The organism is Bifidobacterium crudilactis (assembly GCF_000738005.1).
Taxonomy (GTDB): Bacteria; Actinomycetota; Actinomycetes; order Actinomycetales; family Bifidobacteriaceae; genus Bombiscardovia; species Bombiscardovia crudilactis.
This window is the reverse complement of the sequence record NZ_JHAL01000001.1, coordinates 1-26,572: the sequence shown is the minus strand read 5'-3', so window position 1 is coordinate 26,572 and position 26,572 is coordinate 1. Positions and strand designations below refer to the sequence as shown.

The window sequence follows — 26,572 nt, the reverse complement described above, 5'->3', positions numbered from 1 at the left end:
TTCAAGCATTGGATGTTGTCCGCCTGCGTCGCGCCGATTTGGCCAAACGCAGGCGGATGCGTGAGTAGAAGGTACAATCGGCGATACGACTCGAAGGACGTACTTATGGAGAACTCGCTCTATTACATTCTGCGTGCTCCGCATAAGCACAGTGGTGTGGCTTTCGCATTTTGCGGAGTATCCCAGACCAGGCCGAATCATTCCTTCGGCCCGGCGCTACGCAACGCATACATCATCCATATCGTTCTCAATGGCAGAGGAACGCTGCGAATAGACGATACCGTGTATTCACTGGAGAAGAACGATTGCTTTGTGATCCAGCCCGATGAATCAGCGGAATACAGTGCTTCGGCAGAAGATCCCTGGACCTACTGCTGGTTGGGATTCACGGCCGACAACCCTGATGAGTATCTCTCGGCCATCGGCTACACGCCTGGCAAACATGCCTTTAGGGTCACTGCGGCGTTGCCGTTCCTGAATCTACTCACCGAATGCTTCTCGTACACCGATGGGTCCGTGCGCAGTGAGCTCAAGCTCAATGCGATTACCTTTGAACTGCTATTCAGACTCGCATCCAATCGTGTGTCTCTGAACCCCAATCGTTCGACGCGGCATTTAGGCGAAACTATCACCAAGGCCATGCAATATATCGATGAACATTATGGGGAAGGCATCACCGCGACGGGCGTTGCGGAATATTTGCATATCGACAGAAGCTATCTGTCGCGAGAATTTCACGCGGCAAACGATATGACCATGAAAGAGTACATCGACCATATACGCATCGCCAAAGCATGTGATTTTCTGAGTATGACCGAGATGAGCATAGCCGAGATAGCGAAACGCTGCGGGTATGGAAGCGCCGAAGTGTTCTCCAGAAAATTCAAGGAATCACAAGACGCGACGCCTCTGCGCTATCGCCAACTCCGGTCAACCATCAACAATGATCTGGAGATAGATATCGATTTCCTGAGAGCCTTGTTCCAACATTAGGAATCAACTCTCGCGTCGCCGCTGCTCTGGAAGGCGCTCCGGCATGGCGTGCGAATCATATCGCCGTCAGTGGCAACAGACAGTATCCGAGAGGATGGGGTCGAGGTTCGCATCTCCGTATGTTGCCTGATGCGAACCCCGACAATGTCGAAGCTGTAGTGCTTACAGCAGATCCTTCACCGCCGGGTCGGCCAGGGCCAGTACCGCGCTTTTGGCTTCGGTGGCGTTGGAGGAGTCCAGCGCCGCCTGCGCCATGTCCTGACAACGCGAGAAATCATGCATCGCTAGCGAGGCCCTGACGGCGGCGACCTTCTTGGGCGCCATCGACAGCGAGGTGACGCCGAGGCCCGCCAACACCAATGCCAGCAGCGGGTCTCCGCCGGCTTCTCCGCATACGCCGATATGGCTGTGTGTGGCGGCTCCGCCTTTGCAGGCAAAGGATATCATCTCCAGAACCGCTGGCTGCCATGGGCTGAGCAGTCCGGCAAGGTCGCCGTTGAGCCTGTCCGCGGCCATCGTGTATTGCGCAAGGTCGTTCGTGCCGATGGAGGCGAAATCCACTTCACGCAGCACGCGGGAAGCACGCAGGGCAGCTCCCGGTACTTCGATCATCACGCCGACCTTGGGTAGTCCGAGCGCGCGGACCTTCTGTGCGAACCAGCGCGCCTCGTCGACATCCGCCACCATCGGCGCCATCACCCACACGTTGCCATGGGTCGCCTGGTACGCCCGGGAGAGCGCTTCCAGCTGCGTATCCAGCAGCTCCTGCTTGCGCATGCCCAGACGCAGGCCTCGGATGCCGAGTGCGGGGTTCTCCTCCTCGGGCATCTGCGTGAACGCCAGAGGCTTGTCCGCGCCGGCATCCAGAGTGCGCACCACGACCCGACGGTCACCGAAGGCCTGCAGCACGCGGGTATAGGTATCCGTCTGTTCCTCGACGCTCGGAGCGTCCTGTCTGTCGAGGAACATGAACTCGGTGCGGAAAAGCCCCGACCCCTCAAGGTCGATTGCCGCCGCCTTGGAGGCGTCCGCGGCGCTGCCGATGTTGGCCAGCAAGGCGATAGGCCTGCCGTCCTTCGTCAGACCCGGACCCTGGGAACCTGAGAGCAATGCCGTCCTGCGGGCGGAACGTTCGCTGAGTTCGTCGATTTCGGCTGCCGAAGGGTCGACCAGCACCGTTCCCGCGCCGCCGTCCAACGCGAGCTCGGAGGCTTCGTGCGCGGCCTCGACGATTCCCGATACCTTCACCGCCGCGGGGATGCCCAACTGCGCGGCCAGAATCGCCGTATGACTTGTGGGCCCGCCCTCCTCGGTGATGATGCCCAGCACGATCTTCGGATCCAAGGTGGCGGTCTCCGCAGGTGCCAGATCGCGGGCCACGAGGATGCTCGGCTCCTTCAGTTCCGGGACGCCGGGCGCAGCCTCGCCTCGCAGCTCGCAGATGACCCGGTCGCGCACGTCATACAGATCGGTGACGCGTTCGGCCATATATCCGCCGATCTTCTGCAGTTTGCCCGCGTATTCACCCACGGCGTTGTGCACGGATGCGGTGATGCCTTCGGCGTTCTGAAGATGTTTGGTCACGGTTTTCAGCAGCCCGCGGTCGGAGGCGAGCTGTGCGGTGGCGGTGAGTACGTCCTTCGAGTTCCCCGACGCTGCGATCCGCGCGTTCCTTGAGCTGTTCCGCGACATGGGTCATCGCGGCCTTGACCGTGGCGCTGTCGGCCTCCGCGTCATGTGACGGCGCTTCATTGCCGTCCACGCCGATGGCGGTGGACACGACAGCCACCGGACCGTGGACCGCCCCGGCGCTTACGCCGATGCCGTGAAGTGTGTGCGCGGTGGTTTTGAGAAGTGTTTCACTCAGCATCGAGATCACTGGCCAGCAAAGCCACAAGCTCATCCAGGGTCGACGCGTCGGCATCATTCGCAGTGCTGAGCGTCACCTCATCGCCGTTGCCGACGCCGAGCGTCATCAATTCCAGCACGCTGGAGGCATCGACGGTCTCATCGTGAAACGTGATGTCCACATCTACGCCTGAGTCTGCCACTGCCTGTGAGAAGCGAGCTGCCGGGCGAGCATGAAGACCTGATGCTGCACCTACGGTGACGGTTTTTGAAATCATGAGAATTCCTTTCTAAACAATCCAGTAGCAGTCACTACGGAAGAATCAATGCCGCCGTCGTCTGCAGGACGGTGGGTACTTAAGTCAGGACCCAGATCAAGGGGCTTCGCATGCGGCAGCCCCTAAGTTTGGTTATTGCCTGTTCTTGCTGCCGACCTTGGGCTGTTGGGCCACGCGGTATACATGCAAGGCAAGGTAGGCGATTTCGTCATCGGTGAGATTCACGTCGAAACGAAGTTCGACGATGGTCGCGAGTTTCTGCGCGCAATCCATCGCCTCTGGATAGCTTTGCATGATCGCGGTGGCGATGGGGGAGCGTTCATCGCCTTCGAGCTGCTTGTGCTGGTGTATACGCACAAAGAGATAGCGCAGATGCGTGATGAATCGACCGACATTGATGGAGCTCGAATCAAGTGTGACGTTGCAACTGCTTTCCACAACCGCCAACATCTGTTGAATGATGCCGGTCATCGTGTACGTGTAGGTCAGATCGCCGGATGAGAAACCGGCGTTCACCAGATGCAGGGCGAAGGCGATGGCCTCCGCCTTCGGCAGTACGTCGTTGAGTTTGGTATTCAAGGCATGCAACAGCTCGTTTGCCTTGGCATATTCTTCGGGGTACAGATGCTCCACTTCCGCCTGAAGCGGGTACTCGACCGCTATTCCCTTCTTGATGCGCTGCAGCGCGAAGCCGACGTGATCCGAGAGTGCCATAACCAGCATCGGTTTGTTCTGTGACAGATCTTTCAATCCGGAGGCCTGCATGGCGTCGGTTACGAGCTGGATGATATCCGGCGATATGCACGAGAGCATTTCGGCCATATGATCAGGATCGCGGCCATCGGAGGGAATGAATTTTCTGACGACTTTCGTCGGATCGACGTGTGCGCCGGGCTTCGTCTGAAAGCCGAGACCTCGGCCTGTGAGAATAACCTCATCGGCATGATCGTCCTTCGCCAACACCACATTATTGTTGAATACTCGAAGAATCTCCATGACGACCTCCCTTCAAAACGAAGCCCATGCGCACACCGTCAATCCCTTGTCTCAATGCTCCACTGCAATGATGGGATCGCCTATCTCCACGGTAACATCCGTTATCGGTTCAACGGCATGCAAGCGCAGCGTGTTGGTGACGGTGACGATGGTCGTCGTGCTGTAGCCTGCTGCGCGAACCGCATCGAAGTCAACGGTGGCGAGCACGTCGCCCTCGGTGACTCGGCTGCCCTTGGTCACGGCGACGGTGAAGCCCTCTCCCTTCATCTTGACCGTATCGATGCCGATGTGCACCAGAACCTCCACGCCGTCATCCGTTTTGATGCCGAAGGCGTGACCGGTCTTGGCTACGCTGAGCAGTGTTCCCGAAACCGGGGATACCACCGAGGAGCCTTCAGGAACGATGCCGACGCCTTCGCCCAAGGCTTTTGTGGCGAATACCGGGTCACCGGTCTCGTCGAGAGTGATCACGCGCCCTGCGATCGGAGCGTGGACCACGGAAACAGGTGCCGCTGCCGTCGGAGAGCCGGATGATGAGGCCAGATCTCCTGGGGCATCCGCAAGCAGAGTGCTTGTCTGCTGGCCGAGAGGTGCCGGTGCGCTAATCGGTTCCTGTGCCGAAACCGTTGCGGAGACCTGCCCTTCGGCCTTCGCGAGAGCCGCTGCTGCCTCTGCCTTTTGCTCGGGAGTGCGATAGTCGCTGATGATGATGAGGACCATGGCCACTACGAATGCAACGGCCACTGAAATCGCGTAGACCCACATGGGGCTGAACACCGGGATGGTCAGCAGCGAGGTGAATGCGAATGCCCCGGTTCGGACGCCGCCGTAAGGCAGGCTCAGAATGGCGAGCGTAAGGCCACCGGCGAAGCAGCCTACGAGCATACGCGGGTAGATTCTCTTGAAACGCAGATGGATGCCGTAGAGAGATGGTTCGGAAACGCCTCCGAACAGACCCGCAACCAAAGCGCCGGTCGCGGTTTGCTTCATGACCTTGTCCTTGTTGCGCCAAGCGATGAAGAGCACACCTGCGGTTGCGCCGAAGCAGGCGAAGTTCCACGCGCCCATGGGGCCCTGGATGAAGTCGTAGCCGAGAGTTTGGATGTTGACCAGCATCAGGGCGTTCAGAGGCCAATGCAGGCCCAGCGGGACGAGGAAGGGATAGATCATGGGAATCAGAATGGCGAAGATGAACGGAGCCGTGGTATTCAGCCATGCCAGACCTGCGCCGATGCCGTTGCCGAGCCAGACGCCCAGCGGGCCGATGAGGAATGCGGTGAGCGGGATGACGATAATCATCGACAGGAAGGGCAGGAATACCATCTGAACGCTACTGGGGATGACTTTCTTGAAGCCGTGATAGACCAGAGCGAGCACGGCAACCATCATCAGAGGCACGAACACGTTGCCGCCATAGTCATTCAGCTGCATGGTGAGGCCGAAGATCTTGGTGGTGCAGGAACTGGTGTTCAACGTATGGTTGACGACGCAGAGTGTTTCGTTCGGGAATGTCTTGATATCCGAAAGACTCATGAAATTCGGCGTCATCAGAGCGGCCATAACCGTTGCACCGAGCCATGGATCAACCTTCAGCTTTTTGGCGGCATTGTAGGCGATCATGATCGGCAGGAAGTAGAACACTCCTCGCCACATCGCGTCGATGAGCACCCATCCCGCGGGTTTTGTGGGAGAGCGGAAATCCACGATGCCAAGCGCGTCCATCACGGATGCGAAGGCGATGATTAGGGAAGCGCCGAGAAGAACGCCGAGAATCGGGCGGAAAGAGTCCGAAAGATATTCGAAGAACGAATCCAGCCAGGCGATTTTTCCGCGAGCTTTGCTTCTTGCCGCCGCTTTGACATCCGCATCGGAGGTGCCGGATGTGCCGTCATCCTCCGACTCCTCGCCATGAGCGACATTGGCCATGCTGGGCAGTGCGACGATGGCGTTGTACATCGTTTCGACGCCGCCGCCGATGACCACCTGATAGCGATTGCCGCTTTGCGCAAGCGCTCCAAGCACCTCGGGTATGGCTTCCAATGCCTGCTGGTCGGCCTTGCTGTTGTCCCGGAGCTCGAATCGTAGCCGTGTGGCGCAATGCGTCATACTGCGCACATTGGCCGAGCCTCCGACGCCGGAGATGATGCTCTCGGCAGACTGTTGTGTATTTGACATCATTGTCTCCTTCTTCACAGATACACACCGCGATGAAAACAAAAAAAGACCTGGGACAGATATACCCTGTCCCAGGTCTTGCCTCATTTCACTGAGTAGCAACCCTGCTGTACCGCGATTGCTGGTAACGGTATCACCGAACGCCGCCAGGCGCAACACCGTTGTGGGCGTGTTCAACGCCGCGACATGTTGCGGTCTGAAAGACAAGTGCTCGGGCCGGAGAGAATGCTATGCCATCTCGATATGGGCATCGGGGAGTCCGTGGCGCACGGTCTGCGGAAAGCTATCCGTGAAGCGCGGTGTCGGCTTCGGCTGTCTGCCAGGATAGGAAGTCGATGGAGAAGCCCGCTCGGCTTGGTGCGCAAATGTAGGGGCCGGCCTCAACATGTGCGCTTTTTTCGAAGGGGAGCACTCTGACCAGACGGAAGTCTTCGTCGTCGGCCTTTGCGCGGAGCGTGATGGCGTCATTCGACCAACTTGCACGGATGGTGATGATGCGATGGTTCCATTCCGGTGTGGGTGAAACCGACCAATCCGATGTGCCGTAGGTGACCACCGCTCCTAACTGCAGCACGCCGTCTGACTGTTCCAGACCGGCTTTGACCCAGTGTGATTCATCGGCACGGATAAACAAACCCGCCTGGTCGAACTGTTGGGACATGTCGGCTCTGAAGGTGACCTCCATCGCGGATTCCATCTGGAAGGGTGCGGTGAGTGCATGCTCGGAGTCGTGGATAAATCCATAGGATGTGATGCGCCAGGCGTCCGAAGCTTCACGGGCGGTCACGCGCATCCGTGAATCACTGATGTCGACCAGTGCAGGGTCGTGAGTCCAGTGACCTTTGTTCCATGTGATCGCCTGTTGCATGCTGTGGCTTCCTTCTCGAAGTTCAACCGGAACTGTACGTATGTACAATAGTATAGCAACGATATCGGCGATTTCAGTAAGGTGGTTGTCCCATGGCCGAGCAGTCGCAAGCCCGTGAAGACGGGAAATCAGGGGCGTTCAAACGCTCCAAGCGAGCACTCATCATCTCGGCATGTCTGACGGTCGTAGCCGAATATGGCGTCGCCGCGACCACACACCGTAAAATCGCCGCCGAAGCCGGAGTTCCTTTAGGCTTGACCACCTATTACTTCGCACAACTGCACGACCTGCTGTACGAGGCGTTCTCTCAGTTCGCCCAAGACGGCAGCGGCGCTTTCGCAGAGAGTCTGCGAGTCTGCGAGACCCCTGACGTGGCCATCTCGGTAATCGTGACTTTTATCCTCGCCGGCCAGGAGGAGGGGAATAAGGCATCGGTAATCACGCACGAACTCTATACCCTGGCATCACGCGAGGAAAGGTTCAGAAACATTACGCAGCAGTGGATGTGCGGCAACAGAACGGCGCTGAGACGCTTTTTCGACGCCGATACCGTACGGATGCTCGACCCGCTTATCGAAGGTCTGATCATTCATGGTCTGCTCAGTGTCAACGATCCGGACCCGGATCTGGTGGAGCGGGCGGTGCGTAGAATCGTGGGGCGGTGAGCAATGGGTCCCCGGTGCTCGTCAACCCGAGTCGAATGATGGGAGTGCAGGTCGAAACGATGAACGAGTTCACGCTGCGTACAGACCAGGACAGTTATCGCAACGATGAGATTTCTCAAGCCCTGCTCGAGTCCCTGGTTCAACGGCTGCAGCGTGATGACCTTGATTTCCTGGTTTTGGAACCTTGCGAGCCGATACGGGGGAACGCCTATATTCAGGTGCTTGGGTCGTTCGTGGTGGAGACGCGACAGCTCAACGAGGACGGCACCTTCACCCAGTACTCCACCATCATCGACGACGGGGGCGAAGTGCTGGCGATGCTTCTCAACTACTGGGAGCATGGCGAAGCGCCGCTTACGGACCACTGGAAAGACATCACCAAATCATTGAACAAGCGTGATTCCGTGAGTGTGTTCGACAGAATCCGACACTTCTTGCACAGCGGAAAAACTCCTGAACAAGTGCCTGTCGATGAGGCTGTATCCCGTGGAAGGCGACGGTAGCCCTGATGGGGTTGAGAAGCGAGAATTCACGCATCCCTGCGATTGCAGATGAGGCAGGAGCGTTGTGAGACATGCGACGGCAATGCCTTGTAGCAGTGACTTTTCACATCATCTCGCTGGTGCAGATGTCGTTGGTCCCGGTGGCGCGGGCGAGGATCGAGGTATCGAGTGATTGCTGCTGAAGGCACTTGGTTACCTGGGTGTAGACATTCACACTCTGCCCCGTGCTCGGACGAAACTGCTTTGCGTGTGCTTGTAGACTGAGCCACGTTGTGTCGGGGGGGCGGGCGAAGGGGGAGTGATGATCAGATTCGAATCGGTGTCGAAGTCGTATGGCAAAGGCACTCAGGCCATCAGGGATTTTTCGCTGCTTGTTCCTTCCTCTCGGACCTTGACTCTGGTGGGTTCCTCAGGGTCGGGCAAGACGACGCTGCTGCGTATGGTCAACCGTATGGTCGACCCGACCAGTGGCCGGGTGCTGATTGACGAAGAGGATATCCGTCAGCGAGACCCTGTCGCGCTTCGCCGTTCCATAGGTTATGTGCTGCAGAACGGGGGATTGCTGCCTCACCGCACCGTAGCCGAGAACATCGCCACGGTTCCCGTGCTGAATGGGGTGCCGCGACGTCGCGCACGTCAGGATGCGCTTGGGCTCCTGGAACGTGTAGGGATGGATGCGTCATTCGCTGATCGGTATCCGCATGAGCTGTCCGGAGGGCAGCAGCAGAGAGTCGGAGTTGCCAGGGCTCTGGCTTCGGACCCCAATATCCTGCTGATGGACGAACCATTCGGCGCGGTTGATCCCATAGTGCGCAGGGAGTTGCAGGATGAGCTGCTTCGCTTGCAGAAAACGCTTGGCAAGACGATTTTGTTCGTCACCCATGATATCGACGAAGCCCTTCGACTCGGAGATGAAGTCGTGGTGCTCAGGGAAGGCGGCGTTATTGCGCAGCAGGGCACCCCTCAGGAGATTCTGAGCAAACCCGCCAACGAGTTCGTGCGTGAGTTCGTGGGGGTCGACCGGGCGGACAGACAGCTTTCCACGGCCATGGTTGAAGGTCGTGAGATGGTCCTTGACGCTGACGGCCGTCCTGTAGGGGTGATGGCACGATGACCTGGGTGTCATCCAATCTCGACCAGCTTCTGGCTTTGGCACTGAACCATGTGGCTTTGGCGCTTCCCGCGATTATCGTGGCCGTCGTGGTCGCCGTCCCCATCGGACTGCTCGCTTCGCGCAAGCCAAAGATCGGCAGGCCTCTTCTCAGTGCAGCCACGGTCCTGTATGCGGTTCCGGCACTGCCGATGCTGATAGTGATACCGCTGATATTCGGTACGCCACTGCGTTCGAACGCCACGATGGTGATCGCGTTGAGCGTCTACGGGGTCGCGTTGCTGGTGCGTACGGCCGAGGATGCGTTCACCTCCGTCGACCCGGAGGTCAGGGATGCGGCCATCGCGATGGGGGAATCCCCGCGGTCGGTATTCTGGCGTGTGGATTTGCCGCTTGCCCTGCCGGTGCTGATTTCCGGAATCAGGGTGGTGGCGGTTTCGACCATCGCTTTGGTGACCATCGGGGCGTTGATCGGCGTCTCCGGTCTGGGAACGCTGCTCACTGACGGGTTCCAGCGGGGCATCATGGCCGAGGTCGTCACCGGGGTGGTCGCCACGATGCTGCTGGCCGTCATCGTCGATGGTCTGATTCTTGGCCTCGGTCGTCTGCTGACGCCTTGGAGGCGGAACCGTAGGACGTCCGGCGTGGGAAGCGAGGAACGATAGTCATGTGGTCATCTGCATACGCCTGGCTGACGGACCCTGCGAACTGGGCAGGATCTGAATCGATTCCCGTCCGTTTGGCCCAGCATTTGGGAATCACACTTGTCGCCGTGCTCATAGCGGCTCTCATCGCCCTGCCACTGGGCGTGGTGGTGGGCCATGTGCGGCGGGGAACGGGACTCATCGGCGCATTGACCGGGGCGGCACGGGCGGTGCCCACCCTGGGGTTGCTCACCATCGTCGGTCTCTGGATCGGCATCGGCATCACGGCGCCTCTTGTCGCGTTGGTGGTTCTCGCCGTACCTTCGCTCCTGGCAGGGGCGTATGCCGGAATGCAGGCGGTGGACCCGTCGATTCCGGAAGGGGCCAAGGCCATCGGCATGAGTCCGCTTCAGGTGGTGTTCCGCGTAGAGATTCCCCTTGCCTCGCCCACGATCGTGGGCGGCATCCGGGCGGCGACGCTTCAGGTCGTGGCCACCGCGACCCTCGCGGCATACACGTCGGATGTCGGTCTGGGGCGATTTCTTTTCGCCGGTCTGAAAACCCGCGACTATCCGATGATGCTGGCCGCGGCATTGCTCGTCGTGGCGGTCACCGTGCTGTTGGAACTCGTTCTTGCGGCAATCCAGCGGGCCGTGACCAGGAGGTACGCCAGCGCATAGGGCCCGGATGCATGTAAACGGTTATCAACAAGGGGAAACAAGGGAGAGTCGGAGAATGAGCACACGCAAACGTCTAAGCGCAGTCGTGATGGTACTCATGGGAGTGCTGATGTTCACGGGATGCGGCAACAGCAACCCATTGGATGACGGCGGTCAGAGCAGCAGTTCGCAGGCCATCGTCATCGGTTCACAGGACTACTATTCGAATGAGATCATCGCGGAAATCTATGCGCAGGGCCTGGAAAAGTCGGGGTACAAGGTCGACCGGCAATTCCGCATAGGGCAACGCGAGGTGTATCTTCCGGAGGTCGAGGCGGGGAAGATCGATTTGTTCCCTGAATATTCCGGCAATCTGCTGCAATACCTGAAACCGGACACGACGGCCCGTACCTCGGACGCGGTGTATCAGGCCCTGTCCAAGGCGATGCCGAATGGGTTGAAGGTGCTCGACCAATCCAAGGCCGCCGACCAGGACTCCTACGTCGTGACCCAGGCCTTCGCCGACAAGTGGGGAATCTCCACGATCAAGGACCTCTCGAAGGTCACGGACACGATGACGCTTGGCGGCAACTCCGAACTCGAAACGCGGCCCTACGGCCCCAAAGGCCTTGAACAGACCTACGGAGTCAAGGTTTCCTTCACGCCGATAGAGGACCAGGGAGGCCCGCTCACCGTCAAGGCGCTGAACGATAACAGCATTCAGCTCGCGAACATCTCGACGGCCAGCCCCGAGCTCAAGGCGAATCATCTGCTTTCCCTCAAGGACCCCCAGGGACTGTTCCTTGCCTCGAACGTCGTTCCGGTCGCCAGCAAGAAACTTGACGACAAGGCGGTGAAGGTCATCAACGACATCGATGCCTCGCTGAGCACCGATGACCTGATCTCCATGAACGTTCGCAGCACCACCGATCAGGAGTCCGCATCCAAAATCGCAACGGCATGGCTGAAAGACAAGAAGCTGTAGCCGGGGACCGTCTGTGTGGCGATCTGCTCTGCAGGTTAAGCCAGGGCCGAGTCAGAGGACGGCACGCGATGTGCTGCATCTATACTGAGAAGCATTGAGTTCACTGATCGGGGGAAGGGTCAGAATGCCGAAAGCAAAGAAGCCTGGGAATGTGGTGAAAACCGGCGCCAATGTTGTCAATATCATTACAACATTGGCGCAGCTCGTACCCCCCGAAATGACTCAAAGCGCTTTTACATGGTTGCAGCAACAGCATTTCTCGGACAAGTTCATCGACTTGGTCAAGAAGGTTCATCTCCCGGAGGGCAGCGATCCCTTGGAACGTATCGGCTATCAATGTGATGCGGTCGAGGAGATCATCGAGACGCAATCGGCCGAGTTGTCGGAAGATGCGCCCATCGGTCAGTGGCGTGGCGAGCTCGACAAGATTCGCCTTGGTCTGGATTTGCTCGATAAGGCTCCGCAGAAGGACCGTAAGAAGATCAAGGCGCTCAGGCATCGCGCTGATTCACTGTTCAACAGCGCCTTTTCGGCCGCAGTCAAATAGTTGCCTGACTTATCGAAAAGGGTATCTGATGGATTCATTGGAGATGACTCCTGCGTCGGGCGATGAGCAAGCTATTCGCATCATCAAAGATGATCAGGGCATATTGATTTTGGGCGATGACGATGCCGTCAACTCGTGGCTCGACGATGCAGGTCTCAGTAAGCAGGCACTGCACCTCGGGAAACAAAGTCTGCAAGTCGCAGGTAAGGGGTTGCAGGCATTCGGCGAACTTGCTGCGCAGAGCGGCCGTTGGGTGAAACTCACCAGTGAGTCAGCACAGAAGGTGGCGCAGTACGGGTCAACAGGCACCGGTGTGCTTCGCCAAAGCGGCAAAATCAAACACATTCTCAAGTTTGAGAATCTATCCAAAGCATCGACTCTGGTAAACCCGCAGATGCTGACAGGTGTTGCCGGGATCATGACGCAGATGGCTCTTGAACAGTCGATCCGAGAGATCACAGACTATCTGGAAACCATCGACAAGAAGATCGATGATCTGCTGCAGGATCAGAAGGACCAATCAATCGCGAACCTGGTTGGTGTGGCCCATATGGTCGATGAGACAGTGATGATTCGTAACAAAGTCGGCAGTGTGACCGATACGACATGGTCGAAGATCGCGGGCTGCCCCCAGGATTTGGTGCGTGCACAGGGGTATGCACTATTGAAAATCGAAGGTCTCGCCAAGAAGCTGTCAGAAGCTGGTGACGCTGGAGAAGCCGAACGTGTGAGTGTCCAGATGCAGAAGGACATCACCGAGTGGACATCCATTCTTGGCAACGCCGTCCAGTTGCAGGACAAGTTGTACGTGCTGGAGCTTGATCGTGTGATGGCAGAGCGTCCGGAAACGGTCGAAATGCACAGGCAGGGCGTTATCGAGGCGAGACGTGTGCGCTTGCACGATATCGAAAGCAAGCTGTTCCAACTGAATGCCAGCATAAAAGCATCGGGTCTCAAGGTCCGTGAACAGAAGGTGAAACATCCCTTCGCGGTGACGCATACGCTCCAGATATTGGACGAAGTGAATGATCACGTGGCTCAGTTTGCCATTTCAGTCGGTATCGAAGCCGAACGGATTGAGATCGAGATGGCCCCAAGCTGGGCGGACGCAGCGGGCAAGCTCATTACTGATGGTACGAGTCGCTTCGGAGCCGGTGTGAAGCACCTCGGCGAAGGTGCTAAGCGTTTAGGGCAGGGCGCAGCCAAACTCGGAGGCGAGACGACGCACAAAGTCGCCGAAGGAAGCGCACGTCTCGGTGGTGATGCCGCACAATTAGGGCGTCAGCTGGGTGACGGACTCAGTGCAGGGATAGGCGATGCATCCAAGAAATTCACAGGGTTTATTGGAAGGAAGAAACCGAGAGAATGAACCCTTACTCTCGATACGCTTTGTGCGGATGGTTCCTTGCGGTTGGAAGACCAGATGGAAGGACAGAGTTCTCGATACCGGGTGAGTGCCGTCATCACCTCAGGATTTCTCATAAGGCTGGTGGTTGGCGAAGAGTGCGAAAGTCTTTCCCGTGTTGCTGAATTTAAGAATGACGCTTGAGAAGTTTTGTTCGTGTGGTTGGCGGAAGCCTTGCTGCGAATGAAGCAGCTCGTCGCGTTTCTTGATTGACGAGCGAATTGCTTTGTTGGGATTCAATGAGGGTTTGCAGTGTCCTGGGGTCCTCAGAATGTTCCTGGTTCCTGCAGTGATCGACGAACAATGAGAGAAGCTGAGGGATAGGCACATCAGCCTTGTTCACAAAGGATTCTTGCGATGCGGTTGGCATTGTTCAGCAAAGCGGCAATCAGCGTGCAGAGCAGTCTCGACACACATGTTCCGCGTGCCCATCTCTGATATTTCAGTAAATGCGTCAGTACAACTGTCGACCCATATGGCTGCAGGGTTCTGAGAAACGGTATGCATCTAGTTTCTACACCTCGGTATTCACTCCGGGAGAGTGTTGACTGCCGTCATATCATCATTCATTCCTGATAACTCGACAAGGTAAAGAGGCATCGGCATCATGCTGTCCGGACTGTGGCTGGAACTTCAAAGCGTTTCTCGCCGATTGAGCACAGCAGGTCATTGCTGTTTGGGATGTCTGACCCAAGCGGTGTCAATCATCAGTCGTATGGTGTGCTCCCAATCGTTCGGAGCGGCGGGGTCGCATAGCGCCTTGCTGAAGAGCCAAAGTATGTTGAACAGGTCCTGTTTGCCGAAGTCCTCTGAGAGCACCTTTGCCGCATGGCACTGATCGAGAAGTCGGTACCCAATCGCCAGTAACTCGCCGCAGCCATCGGAATTCGTGGAGGCTGTCGTTTTGGGAAGGGCGTGCAATGCGGCGTTAAGCATGGAATCGGTGCGTTGAAGGTCAATCATGGTGTTGAAAAACAATTCGAGACTGCTCTTGGGGTCGGAGGATTCCTTCAATGCCTCGGTGAGTGTTGAGTTTGCCTGTTCAATCGCGCCGGGCATCAGTGCTTCCAACAGTTCTTCGCGTGTGGCATAGCGGTTGTACAACGTACCGATGCTGACACCAGCCTCTTTTGCGATCGCTTCAAGGGGTGCGTTGACGCCAAGGCGCGCAAAAACGGCCAGGGCCGCTGAGTGCAGCTTAGCCGTGTTGTCCCTGGCATCTTTTCGTGAATTCGCGGTGCGCGCCATTTTTCTCCTTTCCGAGAATCGAGCCTACTCATGATGATATGCTGATATTAACTTGAGGTCATCCTCAACTTATGTGAAAGGTGTTGCGGATTATGACTGACGACGTAATACAGACAGGGAAGAAACTCGTTATCGATGTGTGGGCGGATGTGCTGTGCCCTTGGTGCTATATCGGTGAGCACAGGCTCTCAAAGGAGATTGAATCGTCATCGCATAGTGAACGGATCGAGCTGAACGTGCACACCTTCCAGATAGATCCGCAGGCTCCGAAAGAAGTTAAGCCAACCATGGATTTTCTGGCGCGAAAGGTCGGTATGACAGTGGAGCAGGTGCGTCCCAACGAGGAGATGATCGCACGTCAGGCCCGGCAGGATGGACTCGTGTATCACGTGGACAGGCCGATGAAGAACTCCTTCGATATGCTCCGATTGGTGCAGTTGGGGAATCAGTTTGGTCTCGGCTGGGAATACATGCGGGCGATGCAAGCCGAAGTATTCGGTGGGAATCAGCAGGCCTTCGAGGCCGATACATTGCTACGAATCGGTGTGGCTGTGGGTTTATCTGAACATCGGATATCAGCTGTTATTTCCGGTGGCGAATTCGGGCGTGCAGTGCGTGAGGATAGGCGGTTGGCGCTCGATATGGGTGTAACGGGAGTCCCCTTCACACTCTTGAACAAGAGATTCGGCATTCCCGGGGCCGTTGGCGTCACACAGTACTCGGATGCTATCGAGCGTGCCTGGAAGGATTCGTCCGATGAGTGAAGAAGCTGCCAAGAATGCCGACGAAACGAAGCCTGAGCGAATTATTCTGCTGAATCACTATCTCACATCGGGGTGGTGCGATCCGGTTACAGGAGCCTGCGTCACGGGGCAGAGTGATGAGAGTGCAGTCGAAGTGCAAGGTGCAGGAAACCATCAAGCATCAGGTATGTAGTGTCTGCGCAGGAATTGATATGAATTTCACGGATGTCAGCGAGGAAAGGATATGCGGATGAGGATAGTGGTTATTGGGGCTTACGGTCATATTGGGTCGTATCTCGTCCCGAAATTGGTAAGAAGCGGGAACGATGTGATTGCGGTAAGCCGGGGTCAGCACAAGCCCTATGTGAAAGGAACCGAGTGGGAGCATATCAGCCGGTTGAGCCTCGACAGAGTCAAGGATCACGAATTCAACCGGAAGATAGCGGAACTCGGTGCCGATGTTGTTGTCGATTTGATTAGTTTCAGTCTGGATGACACCAAAGGCATCGTCGGAGCTTTGGAGGGTACCGAACTGTCGCATTATCTCTTCTGCTCGTCGATCTGGGCGCATGGACGTGCCGAAACCCTGCCGGTCGAGCCAAACGCGATGAAGACACCACTCGACGACTATGGCATCAACAAGTACGACAGCGAGTTGTTCCTGAAGGAGGAGTTCAGAAAGAAGGGATTCCCTTCCACGGTGATTATGCCCGGTCAGATATCCGGTCCGGGGTGGACCATAATCAATCCTCAGGGCAACACGGATATCGGAGTATTCCAGGACATTGCTGACGGGCGAGCCATCGCCTTGCCGAATTTCGGAATGGAGACGCTGCACCATGTTCACGCCGATGACGTGGCACAGATGTTCTTCAAGGCAATCGAACACAGAAACCAGGCTCTGGGAGAGAGCTTCCATGCGGTGGCTGCTGAATCAATGACATTGTATGGGTACGCAAAGGCGATGTACCGTTTCTTCGATCAGGAGCCCGACATAGAGTTCATGCCCTGGCCGCAGTGGGTTGAGCACATCAACAATGGGTCGTTGAGTGAGCATACGTATTATCACATTGCACGGAGCGGTCAATACAGCATAGAGAACGCCCGTACCTTGATCGGATATGTCCCAAAGTTCGACACACTCGAAACCGTTGAGCAAGCCGTTCGCAGCTATATCGACCGGGGGTTGGTCTTAACAGCCAATGGAGTCTGATGCGATAAACGGGTCAGCCATCCACTCGACAACAACGTCTTGCTTTGTCCTCTCTGAGCCGTGGTCTTGTTGACCTGCTCATGACCGGAATGCGTTCACCGTTCATAGCTCCGCTGTCGGTGTGCGATTGTCAGAAGGAACAGGTCATGCCGTCGTAGCTGACGACGAAATGCTCGCTTTCGGCCCGAGGAGTGAAGTCTTCGTAGCCTTCGAAGCCATGGTGGGAGAAGTGGTTTGCGACGAATATGGTGCAGTCGTCCGCCAGACCCAGCTGGCACATGGTTTCTCGTACTTTGAGGTTCTGGTCGAAGTTCATGTGTGGCACCCCGACCTCCGGCAGTGGGGTCATCGCCAGAGTGCAATCCAGGGAGACATAGTCGTATTTGAGCCCGGCCTCCCGAAGTTGTTGCCATGTTGCTTCGGAGAAGTAGCCGGTGTCGTGGGCGTAGAGCAGTGATTTCGTGCCGTCGCTGATGGCATAGAACACGCAGTCGCCGCTGTACTGGCCGTGTGCCGCCTCGAAAACATGGATTGTGTAAGTGCCGTTCTCTACTTGGAAGGATTGGCCGGGGACGATGGTGTGGAAGGACAGCATATCGTCGTCGTGATGCTGTTCGAGGAAGAATGCCCTGTCGTAGAATCCTCTGACGGTCTGCGAGCCGTAGACGTCCATATGCGAGTCGTTGCAATCGGCGTACATGCCCTTGCCCATGCGGTAGGCCAGGTCCTCGCCGTAGAAGTGATCGGAATGCCAATGCGTGATGAGCAGCGTGCGGATATCTGGCAAAGGGAAATTGTCGCGAATATAGTGCAGGTAGGTGTCGCCCGGGAAATCCAGGAGCACGGTGTCGTCCACGACGGCCTGGGACTGGGTACGTACGGCCCGGCCTCCGATCCTTCTTGCGTTGTTGCAGGTGTCGCATTTGCAGAATATTCCCGGAATCCTCTCGGCGGCTGCCGTCCCCAGGTGTTGAATCTTCATGCGATGTTCTCCTGTTATCCCCAAGTTTGTTCCCCGAATCGGCAACTCTGTTGATGCCTTGACCACTGCATTATATGTTGTGAATCCCGGCGACACGGCTTCCGATGAAGTGCAGGAAAGCCTGACCTCGTGCTTGTGCAGAGTCTGGTGGAGTGCCCGAAGTGCCGCACGACGAGGCACGCTCGGCTGGGTGGCAGATGGATGCTTTGTGTAGTGTGGGTTGTTGTGCATTTCATGGTTCAAGTTGATGTGATGCTGTGCCGGTGACGGCTCAGGGGTGTGTCGTTCGAGCAGATGGTTGAGTGACGGGATTGCTTGGTATGTATGACTTTTTTCAGCGACACAGATTCCTGGAAGGCGTATGCGGTTGGGCGGTGCTCATAGCTATTGTCGGAGCACTTGCCGCGCTTGCCGGCAGCCGTGGCCTGTCGCCGGTTTGGCGGGTGCCGTTGTTGCTGAATGTGTTTGCCCTGGGCGGCTTTGCCTATGTCAATTTCACGGGTGAGCCCGCGGGAAATAGGATGAATACAGCCGACTGGCTGAATCGCATCCAGTGGATTAACGGGCTTGGTCTGCTGCTGCATGTCACCATCGGCTTCTTCACGCGTGATGGGATGCGGCAGCTTCTCCCATCATTGTGGAGTGCTCCCGTCATGGATGTCGTGATAACGGTGAGTATATACGCACTCTTGTTTGCCGGAGCCACGACTCTGGCTTGGGTGCTCAAGCATCACCGCAAGAACTGATATCAGTCAGACTGCCGAACAAGGTACTGACCGCTTCCGGTGTTTGCCTCCTGGATGGCTCCTCAATGCCTGATGGTCGGCAGTTGATTGAGAGGCATTCACCTGATTGGGATTCGGCGTCATACGCCCTGGGTTTCCTGCGTTGCGCAGTGCCGAGGAACCGTGCACCTTGTCTATGTGGTTTGTTCGATCTTCCTGAGGAGGGGGACAACTGCCGGTGTAGGAGTTTGATCCTTTTTCGGCCTGCTCCGCTGTGGCATCGCGTGTTTGGGAAGTGTGGATATTCAATCACCGAGGCGACAACACCGAGTTGCAGGAAGCAGGGCTGAACGTCGAAAGCGGGTCCGAGGCTCTGACTGGCCTGATTTCGATCGACACACAGGAGACTAGAGGCCAAGGGGTCATCGCTGCTCAGCAAAAGGCGAGTGAGTCATCCGATGATCGGAGGCAGGCGGAAAATACATGCCCTCCCTCATCCTCCGCACGAGTAGTTCAGTATCTGCAGGCAGCGCCTTGGTGCCGTTGATGACAGTCGTGGTGTGCCTGCAAGTCGCGGGGGCTGGATCAGGAGTTCTAATACAAGCTACGCTAGAAGATATCGGGATGAGGTGCATGCAGCGGCACCCAAGTTCTGGTCCAAGCTGATGATTGGTTACTGACGACAGGATTGTTGTAAGGAGTGAAGATGAAGAATATTTCGTTAAAGCAGATATGTGCGATTGCCGTTCTTGTGATAGTTGTGCTGTTCGCCTTTTTCAACTGGCATTCGGTTGAGGTCAATTTCCTTATCTTTTCTGTAAGGATGCCGGCATTGGTCCTTATCCTTGTGAGCCTGGTGATCGGCATCGCCATAGGATGGATATTCAAGCGATCAGATGTCAGAAAAATCGTTGAAGAGGCTAGGGCCGAGGCGGAACAACGGCTCAAGTAGCCGGCTGATCGATACCCCATTACGCAGGCAAGCGCAGGGCGGGTATTTTGCTTGGGAGCCTCGGGGGCGCCATGTGACGGGTGCGGTTTGTATAGCGACATGCGAATGTTTCGGATGCAACTGCGGCACTGAAAATGAGGCGGCCAAACGGCACATCGGAGTGGGGCGATGAGACGGGCCGAGGCAAGACTTCGGGTAATCTCGTGCCATATCAGAGATCTACCGCAGGAAGGTTCTGTCGTACCCGCTTCGGATCTCCTGCGACCTTCCAGAACCGTGTGCCGATGATTTTTTCCGTATCGGTGTTCTCGGCGATGAGTTCCAGTTTGCGCGATTGAATGCGGAATCCTGGCTCAGAAAGCACTCTGTCAACCGCCGTGCCAATGTTCACCGCGTTCCAGTGTCTTCTGCTGATCTTGATTGCGGCACCGAAATCTGCGAGATGCTGTAGGTTTATTTCCTGCTCAGGTTGCATGGCTACGCCGATTACAGGAGCGCCACCTTGTATGGCAGTCTGTAATGTGCCTTGCCCTCCATGACAGATGACCGCATCGACTTGTCGGCAGAGATGCCGAGCAGGCAGGAAGCTATCGGTCATATACATGTGGCGGTTGTGGAGCATCCGTTTAGCTTCGGCAAGATCACAGGTTTCCTTGGGCACTCTAATAACACCACCGAGATCGAGACCTTGCGGAGAATTGAGCATGGCTACGATTTCCTGCAACAACTCCTTACTCCCCACACTTCCCAATGAGCAGAAGACTTTTTTCCTGTGATTGCTCAGTGAGAGTGCCTTCAGCACGCCGGGATCGGAGATCGAGCTCTCTGTGGTCTGTGGAATCAAAGGACCTGTGAATACGACGTTCTCGCCGTAGCTGTCCGCATCATAGAAAATCGAATAATCGTTGATGAGATAGCATCGAGAGGAGAGCATATCGAAAATGTTGTCGAGCTTTTCCGAACATCCCATTTCATACGCCGCGCGGGCAAGTGTCCGATGTCTCAAAGCAGGATTGGCGCACTTCGCTTTAGTCGGAATACATCGCATGATGGCTCTCTGAAGGCTCTCGGGCAGTCGTGAGAGAGCCGATTCCTCGGGGAATCGGGTGACCTCTTGGGTGAACCTTCTCACCAGGGGTAGCGGCAGGAAAGAGATGCCGATTGCGCTGCTGCATGCCATGCGTCTGGCAATCGTCGAGACGGGAAAGAAACCGTTGACAATGACATCGGGTGATTCACGCTTGTACACCTCGATCTCGCCTTGCAGCAATGCTTTGGCGACCTGCAGGTCACCTATCAGATCACCGAATGCCGTATGAAACTCATCATGGAAATTTGCATGCGTGATATGTGGTTTTGCGGATATTATCCTGAACCCGGAGTCCTCGGCAAGCTGGTTGAATCCGCCTCCCCGTGATACGAACGCGATGTCGACCGGCTTGTCGACCGGGGCGTACCGGCGAATGATGCCGGCCATGCGCAATGCCCTAGTGGCTTCACCGGCGTCCTGGAAAATAGTTGATATAAGAATCTTCATCACACTCTCCTTAAGTGCTGACATGGTAATGCTTTTGTCCTCGTAGATAGACAATCTTCTGTTGCAGAAGTTGAGAACCAACATGCAGTCCTCAGAATATTCCGGTGTGGTTTGCCGTAAACCGAGCGGATCCAAAATGATGTAATCGCGGGCGAAAGGGCTTCTCCGGGGCCCGGTTTTGGAATTTACGCCCATGATAAGCTTGTTCTGTTGGGTTTTTCTAGGGGATGGGGATAATATGATTCGATTGAATTCAGACGTGGGAGCCCGAGCAAAAGGACTTTCTCCGTTTTTTCGGAGTGGGGACTCTGAATCAGATGTAAATGCGAAAGGATCTCTGTTCCGCAGGATCTTTCTCGTGGTGACAAGTTTCTTGTGCCTGCTTGCAATGACGCTATCAGGTGCTGTGGCTGATGCGGCCGAAATTACCGGGGTGCTGAATAATTTTTCGGTCACAGGCACAAATGGTAATTCTTCCCCAAATGTGGGTAGATGGGATGATTTTCGCATCAACGGAGATTTCGATCTTTCCGGGAAAGATGTCAAATCCGGGGATACGACGACTATAAAGCTTCCTGATCAGCTGACCCTGGAGGCGACCTCATCATTTGATTTGAAGTCATCAGATGGGAGTGTGGTGGCATCGGTGACGGTCGATGCGTCTACGAAGACCTTGATTATCACCTATGCTCCGTACGTTGATACGCATTCCGATGTCAAGGGATCGTTCTTCTTCTACACGCGCGTTGACTCCACTGTGGTAAAGGAAGCCACGAGCGTGCCGATAAATCTCACCATCGACGGCAAGGTCGTTCATGCGGGTGATGTGAACTATACGGGTCCCGATAAGCCCAATTATGCGCCTATCGGGAAGTCCGGATGGTTCAATAATGATGGCACATTGACCTATTCGATTTACGTGAACAGGGATGGCACGGCACGGACGGATGCATCTGTAAGCGACAGGTTGCAGTTCGATGGCGGCACCATCGTCCCAGGTTCGATTCAGGTGACCAAAGGCCGGTGGGTTTGGAATGACAACACGTCCGGCTGGGGATTTTCGGATGTCACCGATGTGACATCTTCGTACGCCAGCACAATAGATGCTGACGGCAAGGGAATGAATGTCAAGCTCGGTGACTATGCCGCTTCGGATGGTTTCAAAATCTCCTATTCCGTCAAGCTTTCGTATACGCCTATAGATGGTGAGGTATTCGCCAATAAGGCAGAGCTGCTGTCGCATGAGACCGTCATCAAAGACACCACCACGAACGTTAGATATACCGTTTCTGGTGGTCAAGGCGAGGGCAGTGTCTTTACCATACGGATACACAAGACAGATGAAGGGAACAGCCCCCTGGCCGGTGCCGTCTTCTCGGTGACCCGAGACGCAACGGGCGCTGAGGTCGGTAAGATAACAACCGACGCGAATGGCAACGGAGAGCTCCATGGTGTTCTCAAAACCAGCTACACCCTGATCGAGACCGTGGCACCGGATGGGTACCAGTTGGATGCCACGCCAATCAAGGTCGTTGCAGGAGATTTCACCTCGGATCATGCAGTGACCAAAACGGTGGTGAATAAGAGAATTCCTGAGGTGGTTGGTGTTGCGGGTGTGAAGTCTTGGAATGATGATGGTAATCGTGATGGTCTTCGTCCTGATCATGTTGTGGTCAATGTGTTGGCGAATGGTGTGAAGGTGGAGTCCAAGCGGGTTTCCGCGGCTGATGGCTGGCGGTATGCGTTTGAGAATCTTCCCAAGTTCGATGGTGGAAAACTGATTCAGTACACGGTCAGTGAGGATGCCGTTGACGGGTACACCGCCACGGTCGAGGGTTTCGACATCACCAACACCCATACGCCAGGTAAAGTCGTTGTTCCTGGGAACAATCCACCTGCAAAGAGCAACGGTGGGACACTTGCAAAGACCGGCGCCCAAGTGTATGCGGCGATTGGAGCGATGCTGGCGTTGGCAGTCGCAGGTGCGGGGATCCTGCTGTCCTCAAGAAAGCGTTCCAAAAGATAATCGCCAACATGCGTGGGCAGTAACCGAGCATGACGAGACACTGCCCACGTCTTGAACGCGGTAGGATCACGAATGCCTTTCGCGTTGAGGCCCGCCACTCCGATTGTGGGGTGGTGGGCCTCTCCTTGTGCTGGCCTGTTCCTGCGCTGCGAAACGGTACGACAGGCACCGCGCACTGGTATTCGGTCATGTTGAGGCCACTGACGAAGAACCATCCGAGTTTCCGTGATTGAGTTGTATCGATCGGAGCGGAGGGCGGTTCCGTGCATATTGACTTGCCGCAGCGTGAAGGTCGGGCATCTGGGGCGAGCCTGTCAATATGATGATTCATTATAGTTTCATTTATGATATAGTTTCCAATATGAAATCAAATGACGGGTCTTCCGCTTCCTTCAACTCGGCTCTCATGCTGTTGCAATGCGAATTCGTGGCCGAGAGAAATCGTGTGAATCCGCAAGGCATAACGTGGTTGCAATACGACATCATGTTCGCATTGACGGAGGGCTCGGTTCTACCTTCCGCATTGAGTCAGCGTTTGGGAATCACGCGTTCAAAACTGTCCAAGAATCTTGGCGAGCTGAAATCGCTTGGCTACGTCGATCAGGTGCCGGGCACGGGTGACCGACGAGAACTGCAGACAAACCTGTCTGCTTCCGGCCAGGCTTTCATTAGCAACGTCGATCGTCAACATCAGGAACTGGCCGATGTCGCGAGATCGGTGTGGACGGCAAGTGAGCAGGTACAGTTCGAAAAAATGTCGCAAAAGCTTGTGACAGCGCTTCGCAATCGCAGGTCTGCCAAATGAGCAGTCACGATATCGTTGTCGAGAATGCCTGTACGAACAATCTCAAGAATGTCACAGTGCGCATTCCCAAGCACAGAATCACGGCGGTCACGGGTGTATCAGGGTCGGGAAAATCCTCGCTGGTGTTCTCGACTCTCGCCGCGGAATCGCAGAGGAACGTGAACAAGGCATACAGTGCCTATGTTCAGCAACTGTTGCCGAAATATCCTGCACCGACGGTCGGACGGATAGATAATGTGCCCTTTTCCCTGGTGGTCGGTCAGCAACAGCTCAGCGGAAACGCACGTTCCACCGTGGGAACGTATAGCGACCTATACACCGCACTGCGTCTGCTGTTCTCCCGTATCGCCAAACCCTTCATCGGATATTCGATGGCGTATTCCTTCAATACCCCGTCGGGGATGTGCACGACGTGTCAGGGTCTTGGTTTTACGAGAACCATCGTCCCGAAATCTCTTCTTGACATGTCTAAAACCCTGAAGGAAGGGGCCATCCGTTTCCCAACCTTTCAACCCGGGGGTTGGAGACTGACGAGATACACGGAATCCGGTTTCTTCGACAATGACATGCCGGTCGAAGATTGGCCTGCTGCTACCTTGGAGCTCCTGCTGTACGGGAAGCGGCAGAAACCGGCGCACCCGTCGGCGCAATGGCATAAAAGCGCAAGCTACGAAGGTCTCATTCCGAGGATTGAGGCAATCATGAATCGGGACTCAAGCACCTACGAGCATGACATCATGCGAATCACGCAGACCGGAATATGCCCGTCGTGCAAGGGAACGAGGTTGAATGAGCAGGCGCTTTCCGCGAAAATCAAGGGAACGAGCATTGCGGAGTGCAGTTCGATGAGCATTCGGCAGCTTCATGAGTGGATGAGCGGAATCGATGCCGGCTCATCGGCGGTGATAGTCAAGGAGATAACCGCAAAGATAGATAATCTCGTCAAGGTGGGATTGGGCTATCTCAGTCTGGATAGGGTGACGACAACGCTTTCCGGCGGCGAGGCGCAGCGTCTCAAGCTGGCCAACTATCTCAACAGCCCCTTGAGCGATGTGCTGTATATCTTCGATGAACCCAGTGTGGGTCTTCATCCGCATGATCTCGTGAGTGTGGCGCAAATATTCCAAGGGTTGCGAGATAAGGGAAATACTCTCGTTATGGTCGATCACGACCCGGAGCTCATCAACATCGCCGACCATGTCATCGATATGGGGCCCGGAGGAGGGAGCCACGGGGGAACGGTAACGTTCCAAGGTACATACTCTGGGCTGCTGGGCAGCGACACCGGAACCGGCCATGCTCTGCGAAATCGCGGGACGATGACTCAAGGCTCGACGGCAGATGGTGAATTCATTGAAATCGAGAACGTCACCAGACATAATCTCGTCAATGTCTCCGCCAGAATTCCGAGGAACGCGCTAAGCGTGATAACCGGCGTCGCCGGTTCAGGGAAAAGCACCTTGGTGTCGGAAGGTTTGCTCAAACAGCAGCAAGGAATACTGCTGGATCAACGACCCATCCATACGACCCACCGCTCGAATCTCCTCACCTATCTGGGCGTTTTCGACGCCTTGCGTTCCGATTTCGCAAGCGCCACGAATCAAGACCCCTCGTTGTTCTCATACAACGGTGAAGGAAGATGCCCCACTTGCAAGGGCAAGGGCGTGATTACGCTAGACCTCGCTTATCTGGCCGACACTTCGGCGGTGTGCGAAGACTGCAACGGAACGCGATACTCCAAACAGGCATTACGGTATCGTCACCATGGGCTGAATATCGCGCAGGCCCTTGCCTTGACGGCGCAAGAGGCTCAGCGACTGTATTCCAGATCACTGGGGCCGGCCATGCGCCATCTGCAAGAGGTCGGACTCGCATATCTGTCAATCGGGCAGTCGCTGGACACCCTCTCGGGTGGTGAGCTGCAACGTCTGAAACTGGCCAAGTTCCTCATGAACGAGAGCACGAAGCTGCTGGTTCTGGACGAGCCCACCAGCGGGTTGCACGAATCAAACATCCAGCAGATCATCGACCTGCTCAAGTCCTTGATTGTCAACAGGTCGGTCACCATCGTCGTCATAGAACACAATCTCAGATTCATCGGGCAGGCCGACTGGATTGTCGATGTCGGACCAGGTGCGGGGGGCAGACGGCGGGCACGTCCTCTTTGAAGGCCCGCCGGAACAACTGCTTATGCACGGTAATTCGTTCACGGCTCAGGCGTTGCGCAAGTACTTTACAGCCGAAATTCAGCGGTAGACACGGTCTTGGATAATTCCTAACCGACCGTGATGTCGCTGTTCGTGCAGGAGCTGCGTGGTGATTTCATCAGTTTCTGCCGGGATTCAGGAAGTCCGGGATACTACGGACCTTGCGAAGGCGACAGTGGTGCTGGCCTCGTTTCAGACGCAGAAACGTGTGAGGTGTTGGTGAATTTCTCAATCGTTACCAGGTCTTAGAGCGCGAGGAAACGCCCATAGCGGGTCTCCTCGTTGTCGTATGGGCGCGGGATATGTGGCGTGTTACGGCTTTTGACAGGCCACAGGCTACCCGCTATTCTAAAAACGGGGGAATACTACACGGTATTCATTTTTTTGGGCAGTACTGTGTGAATACTGATTTGAAGGGGTTTCTTTTGTTCATTAAAAGCTCGTCACGCAAAGTTTC

Annotated in this window: 24 protein-coding genes and 1 pseudogene; 17 read left to right on the top strand and 8 right to left on the bottom strand. The window is 55.9% G+C overall.

Annotated elements, in window-relative coordinates; translation table 11 throughout:
• Positions 1-105: 105 nt before the first annotated feature.
• On the top strand, positions 106-993 hold the full coding sequence (locus DB51_RS00125) for an AraC family transcriptional regulator (protein ID WP_051867096.1): 888 nt from the start codon (positions 106-108) through the stop codon (positions 991-993).
• 162 nt (positions 994-1,155) lie between these two features.
• Here the strand turns inward: DB51_RS00125 and ptsP are convergent.
• The 5 genes and pseudogenes from ptsP to DB51_RS00100 form a co-directional block, all read right to left on the bottom strand.
• Positions 1,156-2,863, bottom strand: a pseudogene (gene ptsP / locus DB51_RS00120) (phosphoenolpyruvate--protein phosphotransferase).
• Complete coding sequence (locus tag DB51_RS00115) at positions 2,853-3,119, bottom strand: HPr family phosphocarrier protein (RefSeq protein WP_034250627.1); 267 nt, start codon at positions 3,117-3,119, stop codon at positions 2,853-2,855. Before DB51_RS00115 ends, ptsP begins: the two are co-directional and overlap by 11 nt.
• A 132-nt stretch (positions 3,120-3,251) precedes the next feature.
• Entirely contained in the window at positions 3,252-4,115 is an 864-nt protein-coding gene (locus DB51_RS00110; RefSeq protein ID WP_051867095.1) for a PRD domain-containing protein, read from the bottom strand.
• A gap of 51 nt (positions 4,116-4,166) precedes the next feature.
• Positions 4,167-6,293 (bottom strand): glucose PTS transporter subunit IIA, encoded by a 2,127-nt coding sequence (locus DB51_RS00105; protein WP_034250625.1) that lies wholly within the window; start codon positions 6,291-6,293, stop codon positions 4,167-4,169.
• Positions 6,294-6,573: 280 nt separating this feature from the next.
• Positions 6,574-7,158, bottom strand: a complete 585-nt coding sequence (locus tag DB51_RS00100; RefSeq protein ID WP_034250623.1) for a DUF1349 domain-containing protein — start codon at positions 7,156-7,158, stop codon at positions 6,574-6,576.
• 92 nt (positions 7,159-7,250) lie between these two features.
• On the opposite strand from DB51_RS00100, the gene DB51_RS00095 reads away from it, so the two are divergent.
• The 8 genes from DB51_RS00095 (at position 7,251) to DB51_RS00060 (ending at position 13,641) form a co-directional block, all read left to right on the top strand.
• Positions 7,251-7,823 carry a TetR/AcrR family transcriptional regulator gene (locus DB51_RS00095; RefSeq protein ID WP_051867094.1) on the top strand — a complete coding sequence of 191 codons (573 nt, stop codon included), beginning with the start codon at positions 7,251-7,253 and terminating at the stop codon, positions 7,821-7,823.
• Complete coding sequence (locus DB51_RS00090; RefSeq protein WP_034250620.1) at positions 7,820-8,326, top strand: hypothetical protein; 507 nt, start codon at positions 7,820-7,822, stop codon at positions 8,324-8,326. Before DB51_RS00095 ends, DB51_RS00090 begins: the two co-directional genes overlap by 4 nt.
• 301 nt (positions 8,327-8,627) lie before the next feature.
• Positions 8,628-9,440: an ABC transporter ATP-binding protein gene (locus tag DB51_RS00085; RefSeq protein ID WP_034250616.1), complete on the top strand. Its 813-nt coding sequence runs from the start codon at positions 8,628-8,630 to the stop codon at positions 9,438-9,440.
• Entirely contained in the window at positions 9,437-10,102 is a 666-nt protein-coding gene (locus DB51_RS00080) for an ABC transporter permease (protein WP_034250612.1), read from the top strand. The genes DB51_RS00085 and DB51_RS00080 overlap by 4 nt, the downstream gene beginning before the upstream one ends.
• 2 nt (positions 10,103-10,104) lie before the next feature.
• A complete protein-coding gene (locus DB51_RS00075; RefSeq protein WP_034250610.1) occupies positions 10,105-10,761 on the top strand; it encodes an ABC transporter permease in 657 nt (218 codons plus the stop codon).
• A 55-nt stretch (positions 10,762-10,816) separates the two neighbouring features.
• Positions 10,817-11,725 carry an ABC transporter substrate-binding protein gene (locus tag DB51_RS00070; RefSeq protein ID WP_034250609.1) on the top strand — a complete coding sequence of 303 codons (909 nt, stop codon included), beginning with the start codon at positions 10,817-10,819 and terminating at the stop codon, positions 11,723-11,725.
• A 124-nt stretch (positions 11,726-11,849) separates the two neighbouring features.
• Complete coding sequence (locus DB51_RS00065) at positions 11,850-12,272, top strand: hypothetical protein (RefSeq protein ID WP_034250607.1); 423 nt, start codon at positions 11,850-11,852, stop codon at positions 12,270-12,272.
• Positions 12,273-12,300: 28 nt separating this feature from the next.
• Positions 12,301-13,641: a hypothetical protein gene (locus DB51_RS00060; RefSeq protein ID WP_156958162.1), complete on the top strand. Its 1,341-nt coding sequence runs from the start codon at positions 12,301-12,303 to the stop codon at positions 13,639-13,641.
• Positions 13,642-14,343: 702 nt separating this feature from the next.
• On the opposite strand, the gene DB51_RS00055 is transcribed toward DB51_RS00060, so the two are convergent.
• Positions 14,344-14,925 carry a TetR/AcrR family transcriptional regulator gene (locus DB51_RS00055; protein ID WP_034250606.1) on the bottom strand — a complete coding sequence of 194 codons (582 nt, stop codon included), beginning with the start codon at positions 14,923-14,925 and terminating at the stop codon, positions 14,344-14,346.
• 92 nt (positions 14,926-15,017) lie between these two features.
• Between DB51_RS00055 and DB51_RS00050 the strand changes: the two genes are divergently transcribed.
• From DB51_RS00050 to DB51_RS00040, 3 genes are read left to right on the top strand one after another with little or no spacing between them, the layout of a single operon-like run.
• Positions 15,018-15,689: a DsbA family oxidoreductase gene (locus DB51_RS00050; protein WP_034250605.1), complete on the top strand. Its 672-nt coding sequence runs from the start codon at positions 15,018-15,020 to the stop codon at positions 15,687-15,689.
• Entirely contained in the window at positions 15,682-15,861 is a 180-nt protein-coding gene (locus DB51_RS00045; protein ID WP_034250604.1) for a hypothetical protein, read from the top strand. The genes DB51_RS00050 and DB51_RS00045 overlap by 8 nt, the downstream gene beginning before the upstream one ends.
• A gap of 51 nt (positions 15,862-15,912) precedes the next feature.
• Positions 15,913-16,881 carry an NAD-dependent epimerase/dehydratase family protein gene (locus tag DB51_RS00040; protein ID WP_202961967.1) on the top strand — a complete coding sequence of 323 codons (969 nt, stop codon included), beginning with the start codon at positions 15,913-15,915 and terminating at the stop codon, positions 16,879-16,881.
• 130 nt (positions 16,882-17,011) lie between these two features.
• Here the strand turns inward: DB51_RS00040 and DB51_RS00035 are convergent, their stop codons facing one another.
• Positions 17,012-17,863, bottom strand: a complete 852-nt coding sequence (locus DB51_RS00035; protein WP_034250601.1) for an MBL fold metallo-hydrolase — start codon at positions 17,861-17,863, stop codon at positions 17,012-17,014.
• Between the two features lie 320 nt (positions 17,864-18,183).
• Between DB51_RS00035 and DB51_RS00030 the strand changes: the two genes are divergently transcribed.
• Complete coding sequence (locus tag DB51_RS00030) at positions 18,184-18,609, top strand: hypothetical protein (protein WP_034250600.1); 426 nt, start codon at positions 18,184-18,186, stop codon at positions 18,607-18,609.
• 685 nt (positions 18,610-19,294) lie between these two features.
• The gene (locus tag DB51_RS00025; RefSeq protein WP_034250599.1) at positions 19,295-19,540 is read left to right on the top strand and encodes a lipopolysaccharide assembly protein LapA domain-containing protein; all 246 of its coding nucleotides are present in this window, start codon (positions 19,295-19,297) and stop codon (positions 19,538-19,540) included.
• 211 nt (positions 19,541-19,751) lie between these two features.
• On the opposite strand, the gene DB51_RS00020 is transcribed toward DB51_RS00025, so the two are convergent.
• Entirely contained in the window at positions 19,752-21,587 is a 1,836-nt protein-coding gene (locus DB51_RS00020; protein WP_156958161.1) for a glycosyltransferase, read from the bottom strand.
• Between DB51_RS00020 and DB51_RS00015 the strand changes: the two genes are divergently transcribed.
• From DB51_RS00015 to DB51_RS00005, 3 genes are all read left to right on the top strand, one after another.
• Complete coding sequence (locus DB51_RS00015; protein WP_162174585.1) at positions 21,562-23,103, top strand: Cna B-type domain-containing protein; 1,542 nt, start codon at positions 21,562-21,564, stop codon at positions 23,101-23,103. The two genes, DB51_RS00020 and DB51_RS00015, sit on opposite strands and share 26 nt — an antisense overlap.
• Positions 23,104-23,464: 361 nt before the next feature.
• Positions 23,465-23,908: a MarR family winged helix-turn-helix transcriptional regulator gene (locus DB51_RS00010; RefSeq protein ID WP_084674496.1), complete on the top strand. Its 444-nt coding sequence runs from the start codon at positions 23,465-23,467 to the stop codon at positions 23,906-23,908.
• Entirely contained in the window at positions 23,905-26,076 is a 2,172-nt protein-coding gene (locus DB51_RS00005; protein WP_051867091.1) for an ATP-binding cassette domain-containing protein, read from the top strand. The genes DB51_RS00010 and DB51_RS00005 overlap by 4 nt, the downstream gene beginning before the upstream one ends.
• Positions 26,077-26,572: the final 496 nt, after the last annotated feature.

Coding starts and splice junctions, on each gene's coding strand:
- DB51_RS00125 (WP_051867096.1), top strand. CDS start 106: ATGGAGAACTCGCTCTATTACATTCTGCGTGCTCCGCATAAGCACAGT.
- DB51_RS00115 (WP_034250627.1), bottom strand. CDS start 3,119: ATGATTTCAAAAACCGTCACCGTAGGTGCAGCATCAGGTCTTCATGCT.
- DB51_RS00110 (WP_051867095.1), bottom strand. CDS start 4,115: ATGGAGATTCTTCGAGTATTCAACAATAATGTGGTGTTGGCGAAGGAC.
- DB51_RS00105 (WP_034250625.1), bottom strand. CDS start 6,293: ATGATGTCAAATACACAACAGTCTGCCGAGAGCATCATCTCCGGCGTC.
- DB51_RS00100 (WP_034250623.1), bottom strand. CDS start 7,158: ATGCAACAGGCGATCACATGGAACAAAGGTCACTGGACTCACGACCCT.
- DB51_RS00095 (WP_051867094.1), top strand. CDS start 7,251: ATGGCCGAGCAGTCGCAAGCCCGTGAAGACGGGAAATCAGGGGCGTTC.
- DB51_RS00085 (WP_034250616.1), top strand. CDS start 8,628: ATGATCAGATTCGAATCGGTGTCGAAGTCGTATGGCAAAGGCACTCAG.
- DB51_RS00080 (WP_034250612.1), top strand. CDS start 9,437: ATGACCTGGGTGTCATCCAATCTCGACCAGCTTCTGGCTTTGGCACTG.
- DB51_RS00075 (WP_034250610.1), top strand. CDS start 10,105: ATGTGGTCATCTGCATACGCCTGGCTGACGGACCCTGCGAACTGGGCA.
- DB51_RS00070 (WP_034250609.1), top strand. CDS start 10,817: ATGAGCACACGCAAACGTCTAAGCGCAGTCGTGATGGTACTCATGGGA.
- DB51_RS00065 (WP_034250607.1), top strand. CDS start 11,850: ATGCCGAAAGCAAAGAAGCCTGGGAATGTGGTGAAAACCGGCGCCAAT.
- DB51_RS00060 (WP_156958162.1), top strand. CDS start 12,301: ATGGATTCATTGGAGATGACTCCTGCGTCGGGCGATGAGCAAGCTATT.
- DB51_RS00055 (WP_034250606.1), bottom strand. CDS start 14,925: ATGGCGCGCACCGCGAATTCACGAAAAGATGCCAGGGACAACACGGCT.
- DB51_RS00050 (WP_034250605.1), top strand. CDS start 15,018: ATGACTGACGACGTAATACAGACAGGGAAGAAACTCGTTATCGATGTG.
- DB51_RS00045 (WP_034250604.1), top strand. CDS start 15,682: ATGAGTGAAGAAGCTGCCAAGAATGCCGACGAAACGAAGCCTGAGCGA.
- DB51_RS00040 (WP_202961967.1), top strand. CDS start 15,913: ATGCGGATGAGGATAGTGGTTATTGGGGCTTACGGTCATATTGGGTCG.
- DB51_RS00035 (WP_034250601.1), bottom strand. CDS start 17,863: ATGAAGATTCAACACCTGGGGACGGCAGCCGCCGAGAGGATTCCGGGA.
- DB51_RS00030 (WP_034250600.1), top strand. CDS start 18,184: ATGTATGACTTTTTTCAGCGACACAGATTCCTGGAAGGCGTATGCGGT.
- DB51_RS00025 (WP_034250599.1), top strand. CDS start 19,295: ATGAAGAATATTTCGTTAAAGCAGATATGTGCGATTGCCGTTCTTGTG.
- DB51_RS00020 (WP_156958161.1), bottom strand. CDS start 21,587: ATGCGAAAATCATCCCATCTACCCACATTTGGGGAAGAATTACCATTT.
- DB51_RS00010 (WP_084674496.1), top strand. CDS start 23,465: ATGAAATCAAATGACGGGTCTTCCGCTTCCTTCAACTCGGCTCTCATG.
- DB51_RS00005 (WP_051867091.1), top strand. CDS start 23,905: ATGAGCAGTCACGATATCGTTGTCGAGAATGCCTGTACGAACAATCTC.